9 protein-coding genes are annotated in these 12,655 nt (G+C 39.6%); 8 read left to right on the top strand and 1 reads right to left on the bottom strand.

Annotated elements, in window-relative coordinates; all coding sequences use genetic code 11:
* The first annotated feature begins 66 nt into the window (after window positions 1–66).
* The 8 genes from sdhC (at window position 67) to sucD (ending at window position 10,279) form a co-directional block, all read left to right on the top strand.
* On the top strand, window positions 67–441 hold the full coding sequence (sdhC, locus tag FCS21_RS04830; protein WP_138620994.1) for a succinate dehydrogenase, cytochrome b556 subunit: 375 nt from the start codon (window positions 67–69) through the stop codon (window positions 439–441).
* Window positions 435–782: a succinate dehydrogenase, hydrophobic membrane anchor protein gene (gene sdhD / locus FCS21_RS04825; RefSeq protein ID WP_138620992.1), complete on the top strand. Its 348-nt coding sequence runs from the start codon at window positions 435–437 to the stop codon at window positions 780–782. Before sdhC ends, sdhD begins: the two co-directional genes overlap by 7 nt.
* On the top strand, window positions 783–2,552 hold the full coding sequence (gene sdhA / locus FCS21_RS04820; protein WP_138620990.1) for a succinate dehydrogenase flavoprotein subunit: 1,770 nt from the start codon (window positions 783–785) through the stop codon (window positions 2,550–2,552). It begins immediately after the preceding gene.
* 11 nt (window positions 2,553–2,563) lie between these two features.
* Window positions 2,564–3,271 (top strand): succinate dehydrogenase iron-sulfur subunit, encoded by a 708-nt coding sequence (locus FCS21_RS04815; RefSeq protein WP_138620988.1) that lies wholly within the window; start codon window positions 2,564–2,566, stop codon window positions 3,269–3,271.
* A gap of 392 nt (window positions 3,272–3,663) precedes the next feature.
* Window positions 3,664–6,468 (top strand): 2-oxoglutarate dehydrogenase E1 component, encoded by a 2,805-nt coding sequence (locus FCS21_RS04810; RefSeq protein WP_138620986.1) that lies wholly within the window; start codon window positions 3,664–3,666, stop codon window positions 6,466–6,468.
* A gap of 61 nt (window positions 6,469–6,529) precedes the next feature.
* The gene (gene odhB / locus FCS21_RS04805) at window positions 6,530–8,023 is read left to right on the top strand and encodes a 2-oxoglutarate dehydrogenase complex dihydrolipoyllysine-residue succinyltransferase (RefSeq protein WP_138620984.1); all 1,494 of its coding nucleotides are present in this window, start codon (window positions 6,530–6,532) and stop codon (window positions 8,021–8,023) included.
* A 217-nt stretch (window positions 8,024–8,240) separates the two neighbouring features.
* A complete protein-coding gene (sucC, locus tag FCS21_RS04800; RefSeq protein WP_138620983.1) occupies window positions 8,241–9,407 on the top strand; it encodes an ADP-forming succinate--CoA ligase subunit beta in 1,167 nt (388 codons plus the stop codon).
* A complete protein-coding gene (gene sucD, locus FCS21_RS04795; RefSeq protein WP_138620981.1) occupies window positions 9,407–10,279 on the top strand; it encodes a succinate--CoA ligase subunit alpha in 873 nt (290 codons plus the stop codon). Before sucC ends, sucD begins: the two co-directional genes overlap by 1 nt.
* 71 nt (window positions 10,280–10,350) lie before the next feature.
* On the opposite strand, the gene FCS21_RS04790 is transcribed toward sucD, so the two are convergent.
* A complete protein-coding gene (locus FCS21_RS04790; RefSeq protein WP_138620979.1) occupies window positions 10,351–11,640 on the bottom strand; it encodes a DUF3644 domain-containing protein in 1,290 nt (429 codons plus the stop codon).
* Between the last annotated feature and the right edge of the window lie 1,015 nt (window positions 11,641–12,655).

Genomic DNA, 12,655 nt, shown 5'->3' with positions numbered 1-12,655 from the left:
TACAAAGGCAGTTCATGAGTAACAATAATAAAAGTTGAAGGCTTTCGAGCTCTTTAGGCAATCATTGTGAAAAAACAACGTCCTGTAAACCTAGATTTAACTACAATAAAAATGCATCCTGCGGCTAAGGCTTCTATTTTACATCGAGTCTCTGGTGTTATTATGGTGTTCGCCATAGGTATTTTATTGTTTACCCTTTCAACCTCTCTTTCTTCTGCTCAAGGATTTGCTCAAATTCAAGGTTATCTTGATGGGTTTTTCTTTAGCTTTATTATCTTTGGCTGTCTTTCAGCATTGACCTTTCATATTCTAGCGGGTGTACGCCACTTGTTAATGGATTTAGGTCATTTTGAAGAACTTGCTTCAGGTAATGCCACTGCCAAATTAATTATAGTGATTTGGTTAGCAGTATCAGCAGTTATAGGAGTTTGGTTATGGTAAACGTCGTCACATCAGCAGGCCGAAATGGTGTGCATGATTTTATTCTTTTAAGAGCTAGTGCAATTATCCTTGTGCTATACACTCTACTCATTGCTGGTTTCTTTATGGTAACACCTAGTGTTACTTTTGAAGTATGGCAAGCGTTTTTTGCTGGTATGAGTGTAAAAGTAGCTACAGTAATGGCGTTGTTAGCATTACTTGTTCACGCCAAAATTGGTGTATGGCAAGTGCTATCTGACTACGTAAAACCTGCGTTTTTACGTGGTGCATTACAGTTTATTTTTTCTGTTACTTTATTAGCTTACTTAGTGTTTGGCTTTTTAACTGTGTGGGGTGTATAAGTGAGCGTTCCAATTCGTGAATTTGACGCCATTGTTATTGGCGCAGGCGGCGCAGGTATGCGCGCTGCATTAGCAATTTCAGAGTCAGGCAAATCTTGTGCCTTAATCTCTAAAGTATTTCCAACACGTTCTCATACTGTATCTGCTCAAGGTGGTATTACCGTCGCATTAGGTAATGCTCATGAAGATCATTGGGAACAACATATGTACGATACCGTTAAAGGTAGCGACTATATTGGTGACCAAGACGCCATCGAATACATGTGTAAAACTGGCCCTGAATCTATTATTGAATTAGAGAAAATGGGGTTACCTTTTTCTCGCACTGAAGAAGGTAAAATTTACCAACGTCCTTTCGGTGGTCAATCTAAAAACTTTGGTGGTGAACAAGCAGCACGTACTGCTGCTGCCGCTGACCGTACAGGTCATGCATTATTGCATTGTTTGTATCAGCAGAATGTTAAAAACAAAACCAATGTTTATTCTGAGTGGTATGCCCTCGATTTAGTTAAAAATAGTGATGGTGCTGTTGTCGGCGCAACGGCTATTTGTATTGAAACGGGCGAAATTGTTTATTTCAAAGCACGTGCTACTGTACTTGCTACAGGTGGCGCGGGTCGTATCTTTGCATCAACCACTAATGCGCACATTAATACCGGTGACGGTGTTGGTATGTCGCTTCGTGCTGGCATTCAAATGCAAGACATGGAAATGTGGCAGTTCCATCCAACAGGTATAGCCGGTGCGGGTACTTTAGTAACCGAAGGTTGTCGTGGTGAAGGTGGTTACCTGCTTAATAAAGACGGCGAACGTTTTATGGAGCGTTACGCACCTAATGCTAAAGATTTAGCCGGTCGTGATGTTGTTGCGCGTTCAATGATGACTGAAATTCGTGAAGGTCGAGGTTGTGACGGTCCATGGGGTCCACATATTAAATTGAAACTGGATCATTTAGGTCGTGAAACGCTAGAAAAACGTTTACCAGGTGTTTGTGATTTATCTAAAACATTTGCTCACGTTGACCCAGCAGAAGAGCCTATTCCTGTTATACCTACCTGTCATTATCAAATGGGTGGTGTACCTTGTAACGTTAATGGTCAAGCGATTAACATTAACCCAGAAACGGGCAAAGAAACGATTGTTGAAGGTTTATTTGCTGTGGGTGAAATCGCTTGTGTCTCTGTACATGGCGCAAATCGCTTAGGCGGTAACTCATTACTTGATTTAGTGGTTTTTGGTCGTGCGGCAGGTAACTTCTTAGGAACTTACCTTAACGAAACGCAAAATGGTAAAGAAGCGAGCGATTCAGATTTAGACGCTGCTCTAGCACGTACTCAACGTTGGGAAGCTTCAACGACGGGTGAAGATCCAGTACAAATTCGTAAAGACCTACAAAAGTGTATGCAATTTAACTTCTCGGTATTTCGTGATGGTGAAGCAATGGCTGAAGGGATGAAAGAATTAACTGAAATTCGTGAACGCTTACATAATGCTAAACTAGATGACAAATCTTCAGAATTTAATACGCAACGCATTGAGTGTTTAGAACTAGATAACCTAATGGAAACCGCTTTTTGTACTGCAAAAGCAGCTAACTTCCGTACTGAATCTCGTGGTGCTCATGCGCGTAATGATTTCCAAGACCGTGATGATGAAAATTGGTTATGTCACTCTATATACTCACCTGAGAATGAAGAGATGACTAAACGTAGTGTTAACATGAAGCCAGTTCACCGTGAAGCTTTCCCACCGAAAGCTCGCGTATACTAAGGAGCATTGTAATGAAACAGGTATTTTCGATTTACCGTTATAACTCAGACGTTGATAATGCGCCTTACATGAAAGAGTATGAGCTAGAAGTGCCAGAAGGCTCTGATCTTATGGTGCTTGATGCGCTTATACTGTTAAAAGAGCAGGATCCAACGTTATCGTTTCGTCGCTCATGTCGTGAGGGTGTTTGTGGCTCTGACGGTGTAAATATGAATGGCAAAAATGGTTTAGCGTGTATTACGCCGTTGTCAGAATTAAAAGCGAGCACTATTGTTTTACGTCCATTACCAGGTTTACCTGTAGTACGTGATCTCATTATAGATATGACACAATTTTATCAGCAATATGAAAAAATTAAGCCATATCTTATTAATGATGGACAACCTGCTGCCCGTGAAAACATTCAAACAATTGAAGAGCGTGAAAAGTTAGACGGTCTTTATGAGTGTATTTTATGTGCTTGTTGTTCAACATCATGTCCGTCTTTTTGGTGGAATCCTGATAAGTTTATTGGACCGGCAGGCTTGTTACACGCCTATCGTTTCTTAATTGATAGTCGTGATACAGCTACCGAAGAGCGTTTAGACGGTCTACAAGATGCTTACAGCGTATTTCGTTGTCACGGTATCATGAACTGTGTTGATGTTTGTCCAAAAGGACTAAACCCAACGAGAGCGATTGGTCATATTAAATCAATGTTATTAAACCGAGCGGTTTAATAAACGATTTAGTAAGCTTTTTAGTAAGTAAAGCCTAGTTAAAGTGATTTTATATACTGCTTTAGTCTAGGTTTACTTTACTTGTTTTTATGACAGAATAAACAGAATATTATCTTTGTAAGTACTTTAAATAAATCACTTAATAAGTTATTTAACAGGTACGTAAGTAAGCGATGAAATCGTTACTTTATATGGAGTAATATTCTGTATTTTTATACTTTTACTATGTGAATTTTTAAACCGTGTAATAATTTTTTATCAGCTATTTGTTTACTTTCGTGCAAAAGTATTGATTTTACTCTATAAATAGATACTCCAGCGAAAAGCTTAACAAAACGCAAAAAATAGTTATTACGTATTTTTTTTGCTACAACAAGCAAAGGAACAAGGCAATGCCAGAAGGTGTAATGAAGGCTTGGCTAGAGTCTTCCCACTTAAACGGTGGTAACATCGTTTATATTGAAGAATTGTACGAATCATACTTAGATAATTCCGCCTCTGTATCTGCAGAGTGGCAAGAAATCTTTAGTCAACTCCCCAAAGTCGAAGGCAGTGAGGTTGAATACCGTCACTCTGCTATCCGCGACGAATTTAGAACGTTAGCAAAACAACCTAATAAACAAGTTATTGTTTCTAGTAGCAGTGATACTAAACAAGTTAAAGTATTACAGCTTATTAACGCGTTCAGATTTCGTGGTCATCAAAATGCTAATTTAGATCCCCTAGGTTTATGGCAACGCGACCAAGTACGTGATCTACAACTTTCGCATCACGACTTATCTGAAAACGACTTTGATAAAGAATATAACGTTGGTTCTTTTGCTAGTGGTCAAGAAACCATGAAGTTAGGTGACTTATATAAAGCACTGAGAAACACGTATTGTGGTTCTATCGGTGCTGAATATATGCACATAACCTCAACCAGTGAAAAACGTTGGTTACAACAACGTCTTGAATCTGTTCAGTCTAAAGCAACACTTTCTGTTGAAGAAAAAACTGACATACTCAATGGTTTAATCGCTGCTGATGGTTTAGAAAAATATCTTGGTGCTAAATTCCCAGGAGCAAAACGTTTTTCTCTTGAAGGTGGTGATGCCCTTATCCCTATGCTTAAAGAGTTAATTACGCGAGCGGGTAGTGCAGGGACTAAAGAAGTCGTTATGGGTATGGCTCATCGCGGTCGTCTTAACGTACTGGTTAACGTTATGGGTAAAAACCCGTCAAAACTATTTGATGAATTTGCCGGTAAGCATGATGACGTGCATAGCTCAGGTGATGTTAAATACCATCAAGGTTATTCTTCAGACTTTGTCACCCCTGGTGGTAATGTTCACTTAGCGTTGGCATTTAACCCGTCACATTTAGAAATAGTTAACCCTGTAGTTATTGGCTCTGTACGTGCTCGTCTTGATAGACGCAATTGTGACCGAGGTGATTTAGTATTACCTATTACTATTCACGGAGACTCGGCTATAGCAGGTCAGGGTGTTGTGCAAGAAACCTTTAATATGTCTCAAGTGAAGGCATTTAAAGTGGGTGGTACTATTCGCGTAGTAGTCAATAACCAAGTTGGTTTTACGACATCTAAGCAAGAAGATACCCGCTCTGGTGAGTATTGTACTGAAATTGCCAAAATGGTTCAGGCACCTATTCTTCATGTTAACGGTGATGACCCTGAAGCGGTAATATTAGCAACGCAAATTGCGCTTGATTATCGTAATGAATTTAAACGTGATGTTGTTATCGACTTAGTTTGTTATCGACGCCACGGACATAATGAAGCTGATGAGCCAAGTGCCACTCAGCCACTTATGTATAAAATTGTGAAAAAACACCCTACGCCACGTCAATTATACGCGGACAAGTTAGCCACTGAGGGTAGCTTAGCAAAAGATAAAATTGCTGATTTAACGGCTTATTACCGTAAATTACTTGATGAAGGTCAATGTACGGTTAAACAATGGCGTCCAATGACCGCACACTCTGTAGATTGGACTCCTTATTTAGGTCATGAATGGAATGATGATTATGACAAAGCAATTTCTCTAGAAAAGCTAGAGGAATTAGCGGTTAAATTGTCTACCTACCCTGAAAGTCATACCGTGCATTCACGAGTGAAAAAGATCTATGATGATCGCATGAAAATGGCCACAGGTGAAAAATTACTTGATTGGGGCATGGCTGAAAATTTAGCTTACGCATCGATTGTTGACCGAGGTGAGCGCGTTCGTATTACTGGACAAGACTCAGGCCGTGGTACTTTCTTCCATCGCCATGCTGTTCTACATAATCAAAAAGATGGTAGTACTTATTTACCCTTGCAACACATCAGAGAAGGTCAAGGTCCATTTGCTGTAAATGATTCGGTGTTATCTGAAGTGTCTGTCTTAGCATTTGAATACGGCTACACCACAGCAGAGCCTGCCGGTCTAACTATTTGGGAAGCACAATTTGGCGATTTTGCTAACTGTGCACAAGTCGTATTTGACCAGTTTATTAGCTCAGGCGAACAAAAGTGGGGCCGTTTGTGTGGTTTAACTATGTTGTTACCACACGGTTATGAAGGTCAAGGTCCTGAACATTCATCAGCGCGTTTAGAGCGTTTCTTACAACTGTGTGCCGATCACAATATGCAAGTATGTGTGCCATCAACGCCAGCACAAGTATTTAATATGCTTCGTCGTCAAGTGGTTCGTCCTATGCGTCGTCCTCTGGTTGTTATGTCACCTAAGTCATTATTACGTCACCCCCTAGCGGTTTCTTCATTAGAAGAGATGTCTACAGGTGAGTTTTACAGTGTTATTGGTGAAGTTGATGAGCTTGATTCAAAAGCAGTTGAACGAGTTGTTTTCTGTAGCGGTAAAGTGTATTACGAGTTACTTGAACAGCGTCGTAAAAATGAGCTAAATAACGTTGCTATTGTACGTATAGAACAACTTTATCCTTTCCCTGAGCAAGAGCTAGCAGCAGTATTAGAACAATACCAGCATGTTAAGCAATTTGTTTGGTGTCAGGAAGAGCCACAAAACCAAGGTGCTTGGTATTGTTCTCAGCACAACTTTAGAGCAGCTATTCCTAAAGGTACTTATTTGACCTATGCCGGCCGTAATGCTTCAGCAGCACCCGCTGTAGGTTATATGTCAGTTCATGTTAAAGAACAGCAAGCGCTTGTCACTCAAGCATTAACATTAGATTAACTCTTTGGTGCGTTTACTTAATGAAAAGTGAGCGCAAAGAAAGTTTGTAAGGATTAAAAAAATGACAACCGAAATCAAAGTTCCGGTATTACCTGAATCAGTTGCTGATGCAACAGTGGCAACTTGGCATGTACAAGTTGGTGAAAAATTTACCCGTGACCAAGTACTTGTTGATATTGAAACAGACAAAGTAGTGTTAGAAGTTCCGGCAACGTGTGATGGTGTGATGACTGATATTAGTCAAGCTGAAGGTGCTACTGTTTTAGGTGACCAAGTTATTGGTACCTTTTCAGAAAGCGGTGAAGTTGAAGCACCAAAAGAGGACGCTACAGCAGCCGAGCCTAAACAAGCAGCGGCGGCAAGTTCAGCAGTACCTTCAGCTAAAGTTATTGATATTGTCGTACCTGTTTTACCTGAGTCAGTTGCTGATGCAACAGTGGCAACATGGCATGTTGCAGAAGGCGATACCGTTTCAGTTGATCAAAACTTAGTTGATATTGAAACCGATAAAGTAGTACTTGAAGTGGTTGCACAAGATAACGGCGTCATTGGTAAAATCATCCACGTTGAAGGTGATACGGTTTTAGGCGCGCAAAAAATTGGTGAGCTTAATGCTGGTGCTAGCGTTGCAGCCCCTGCTGCTTCTAAATATGAAGCAATTAGCGCAGACGAACTAGCCAGTCCGTCAGTTCGTCGTTTAATGACAGAAAAAGGCTTAGCAGCGACTGATGTTGTCGGTACTGGTAAAGGTGGTCGTATTTCTAAAGAAGATGTTGAAACCGCCGCAAACAAACCAAAAACATCGCCTGTTGCCGCAGCGCCTGTTACTGCCCCAGCAGAGCAAGAATTAGGTGAGCGCACACAAAAACGTGTACCCATGACGCGTCTGCGTAAAACGATTGCAACGCGTTTGCTTGAAGCAAAAAATTCAACGGCTATGCTAACAACATTTAACGAAGTTAACATGAAGCCAATTATGGATTTACGTAAACAATACAAGGATGTGTTTGAAAAAACGCATGATACCCGTCTTGGTTTTATGTCTTTCTATGTTAAAGCTGTGACAGAAGCGCTTAAACGCTTCCCAGCGGTAAACGCTTCAATTGATGGTGATGACATTGTTTACCATAACTTCTTTGATATCTCTATTGCGGTATCTACACCACGTGGCTTAGTTACGCCAGTATTACGTGATGCAGACCAGTTAAGTATGGCGGGTATTGAAAATGGCATTCGTGATCTAGCCATTAAAGGTCGTGACGGTAAATTATCAATGGCTGATATGACCGGTGGTAATTTCACCATTACTAACGGTGGCGTTTTTGGCTCATTACTTTCAACACCTATTCTTAACTTACCTCAAGCAGCGATTTTAGGTATGCACAAAATACAAGACCGCCCAATGGCAGTTGACGGTAAAGTAGAAATTTTACCGATGATGTATTTAGCCTTATCTTACGATCATCGTTTAATTGATGGTAAAGAGTCGGTAGGTTTCTTAGTAACGATTAAAGAGTTGCTAGAAGATCCAACACGTTTATTACTTGATGTATAAGTTTACTGATTTTATTAAATCAATACATTGTATAAAACAAAAATAGTATATAAATCAATCGATAAACCCTTAGTTACTCGACTAATGTCTAAGCACTTATGGCTCGCGTCACAAGTGCTTAGATAATACAATCGAGGTACTTTTCACCGGCAGTCTTTCAGTATTTCTTAGAAATGTAATTGGCTGTCATTATTTACAGATAAATGGATAAAACACCATGAATTTGCATGAATATCAAGCGAAACAATTATTCGCTGAATATGGTTTACCAGTTTCTGAAGGTTTCGCTTGCGATACTCCTCAAGAAGCTGCCGAAGCGGCTGATAAGATTGGCGGCAATATGTGGGTTGTTAAAACTCAAGTACACGCGGGTGGCCGTGGTAAAGCTGGCGGTGTTAAGCTAGTTAAAACCAAGCAAGAAATTAAAGACTTTGCACAAAACTGGTTAGGTAAGAACTTAGTCACTTACCAAACTGACGAAAATGGTCAGCCAGTTGCTAAAATTTTAGTAGAAAGCTGTACAGATATTGCTAACGAATTATACCTTGGCGCTGTTGTAGACCGAGCAAGTCGTAAAGTGGTATTCATGGCATCTACTGAAGGTGGTGTTGACATTGAAAAAATCGCTGAAGAAACACCAGAACTAATTCACCAAGCTGAAATTGATCCACTCGTTGGTGCTCAGCCATACCAAGCACGTGAATTAGGCTTCAAATTAGGGTTAAACCCGACACAAATGAAACAGTTTGTTAAGATCTTTTTAGGTCTTGCCAAAATGTTTGAAGACTTTGATTTTGCGTTATTAGAAATCAACCCGTTAGTGATTACTGATGAAGGTAACCTTCATTGTTTAGACGGAAAAATTGGTATTGATGGTAATGCGTTATACCGTCAACCTAAAATGCGCGCATTCCATGATCCATCTCAAGAAGATGAACGTGAAGCACATGCAGCAAGATTTGAATTAAACTATGTTGCCTTAGATGGCAATGTAGGTTGTATGGTTAACGGTGCAGGCCTAGCAATGGGTACTATGGATATTGTTAACTTACATGGCGGCAAGCCAGCTAACTTCCTTGATGTGGGCGGCGGTGCAACCAAAGAGCGTGTTTCTGAAGCGTTCAAAATTATTCTTTCTGACGATAACGTTAAAGCGGTTTTAGTTAACATTTTTGGTGGCATTGTTCGTTGTGACATGATTGCTGAAGGTATTATTGGCGCTGTGAAAGAAGTCGGCGTTAAAGTACCTGTTGTGGTACGTTTAGAAGGTACTAATGCTGAATTAGGCCGTGAAGTACTTAAAAACTCTGGTTTAGATATCATTGCCGCTGAATCATTAACTGATGCAGCGACAAAAGTTGTAGCCGCTGCGGAGGGCAAATAATGTCTGTATTAATTAATAAAGATACTAAAGTTATCTGTCAAGGTTTCACGGGTGGTCAAGGTACATTCCACTCAGAGCAAGCTATTGAATACGGTACACAAATGGTTGGTGGCGTAAGCCCAGGTAAAGGCGGTCAAACGCACTTAGGTTTACCAGTATTTAACACGGTACGTGACGCGGTAGAAGCAACTGGCGCAACTGCAACCGTTATTTATGTCCCAGCACCATTTTGTAAAGATGCTATTTTAGAAGCGATTGATGCAGGAATTAAACTTATCGTTACCATTACTGAAGGTATTCCAACCTTAGATATGGTTGATGTGAAAGTTAAACTTGATCAATCTGGCGTTCGTATGATTGGGCCTAACTGTCCGGGTGTTATCACACCAGGGGAAAGTAAAATTGGTATCATGCCTGGTCATATTCACAAACCAGGTAAAGTAGGTATTGTTTCTCGCTCTGGTACTTTAACGTACGAAGCCGTTAAACAAACGACTGATGCTGGTTTTGGTCAATCTACTTGTGTAGGTATTGGCGGCGACCCTATCCCAGGGACTAACTTCATCGACGTATTGGAAATGTTCCAAAACGATCCAAAAACTGAAGCAATCGTCATGATTGGTGAAATTGGTGGTACTGCTGAAGAAGAAGCAGCAGAGTACATCAAAGCCCATGTGACTAAACCTGTCGTATCTTACATTGCGGGTGTTACTGCTCCAGCTGGTAAGCGTATGGGTCATGCTGGCGCGATTATCGCTGGTGGTAAAGGTACTGCGGATGAAAAATTTGCAGCATTAGAAGCGGCGGGTGTTAAAACTGTTCGTTCTTTAGCTGAAATTGGTAATGCACTGAAAGAGAAAACAGGCTGGTAATCAGCTTTTGATTGCAAACTGATTTTCTTAATAAAAACCCGCATTTTCTATTAGAAAATGCGGGTTTTTTGTTATCTGTTGCTATAACTTTGTTTAGCTTCTGCCAGATATGTTTTACTTGAAGTGATTTTTTCAATTATGACGTTAATTGCTACTTCGGAATAACCATGGTAATTTGCATTTTTAAAATAGTGATGATGTTTGTTGTCAGATTGTTTCCATTTGAGTTTATGTATCAATGATTGTAAGCAATTGCTATTAAGATGGTATTTTCCATTCTTTTGCTTTTTTAATCGATTTTTTAAAAAACTGTCATCATATTTAGAGCTTAATCTTCGGTTAATTTCATCTATTGCTTGGTTTTGTTTAAATTTGTAAATCTTTTCAGCATCTACGCTTTTTTCAATAACTAGTGCTTCTTTTAATCCACTCATTCCGTTTTCAGCTTTAGTTAAAATTATTTGGGTGCCTTGAGAATCTTTTTTAGCAAATTGTAAAGTCACGTCTAAAGGAATCGCAAAAGATAGATCATTTGCACTTTCAACTGATGCCGTTAACTTTTCAGCCAATGATATTATGTCATCAGCCGCTTTGCCATAGATGCTCCTCATCATAGATAGAGGTGGAGTGTTAAAATCGCCAACTAAACTAATCATGCCAGTGTTATCTGTATTTATGAATGGAATTTCACAAACTTCTTCAAATTTGGACGAGTAATTAAAAATACCCGATTGAAATATTCTAGAGGCAATACCTTGGATTTCTGGCATCAATAAATGGACGGCTTGATCTCGTAAATCAGTTATTTCAAGAATGTTTCTCTTTGTCCCATCATTGTTAACAAACACTAGTTCTAGACAAGTCCTTAGTGGAATTGTTTCTTTTTTCCCATTTCCACTTTGTCTATATATTGATTCTTCTCCTTTAATATTTATGATTATAGCTTTCAACAACTGTTCCCAAGAGGTACAAAAGAGCATTACAAATCCATCTATTTTATTTTCTAGAGAAGGCCTATTATATAACTCTATCGCTAATAACATATTATCTTTAGATTTTCGTAATAATGCTTTTGCCAACTTAGACTTAAAGTTATGTCCTAATGCTTGTACATGCTTACTTTGAGATAATTTTTTTTCAAACTCTTTAAATGTAATACTAAGAGAGTTCGATGCTTGAAATTTATTATTATCTATCTCGCTTATAAATTCTGAAAGTTGCCCTTTAGATAGATAAGATTTGAAAGTAGATTTTTTCCAACCTGTAGTTGTGATTATTTCGTCGATTGAAAATGATGTGTTCTTATTTTCTTTTACTTGTAGAAAGGTAAAGAATTTAAGTTGCTTTTCATTTGTAGCCATTATTTACTTCCATGTTCTGAATATATATTGATGATATTTTATTTCACAGTATTATCAAATAATTAAATTAAATAACTGTGGCCATATTAATAAATAAACGATGTCAGATCAAAGTTATACCAAATTGTCGCGGTGGCGACGACACCCAAAGGGGGCTAAACGCCGAGCCCCCTTTGGAATCCCTCGGCGCTGCTAATCAAGTGTAATCCTGCATTTAAGGCAATATCTTCGACGTAACAGCGCTGATGGCACATCCATGTGCCGACACCGCTTTGTTCATCATCCATGATGAACCTACGTGGATATGGCCTTTCATTACGGCACTTGATCCAAGCAGACTTGGTGCTGGCTGATAGGGTAGGAGATTACGGCTTTATTTTACTTCGCTTCTAGTTTAATCCATCATTCCCAAGGTGTCTTGTCGAAAATAAATGGGGTCATAAATAAATGGGGTCAGGTACACATTAAGTTTTTATAGGCTTTAATTTATAATTGTCGCGGTGGCGACTACACCCAAAGGGGGCTAACGCCGACCTCCCTCTGGACTCCTCGGTGCTACTAATCAAGAAAAAATAAATGGGGTCAGGTACACATTAAGTTTTTATAGGCTTTAATTTATAATTGTCGCGGTGGCGACGACACCCAAAGGGGGCTAAACGCCGAGCCCCCTTTGGAATCCCTCGGCGCTGCTAATCAAGTGTAATCCTGCATTTAAGGCAATATCTTCGACGTAACAGCGCTGATGGCACATCCATGTGCCGACACCGCTTTGTTCATCATCCATGATGAACCTACGTGGATATGGCCTTTCATTACGGCACTTGATCCAAGCAGACTTGGTGCTGGCTGATAGGGTAGGAGATTACGGCTTTATTTTACTTCGCTTCTAGTTTAATCCATCATTCCCAAGGTGTCTTGTCGAAAATAAATGGGGTCATAAATAAATGGGGTCAGGTACACATTAAGTTTTTATAGGCTTTAATTTATAATTGTCGCGGTGGCGACTACACCCAAA

This window comes from Colwellia ponticola (assembly GCF_005885605.1).
GTDB lineage: Bacteria > Pseudomonadota > Gammaproteobacteria > Enterobacterales > Alteromonadaceae > Colwellia > Colwellia ponticola.
This window is presented reverse-complemented; position numbering and strand designations above follow the sequence as displayed.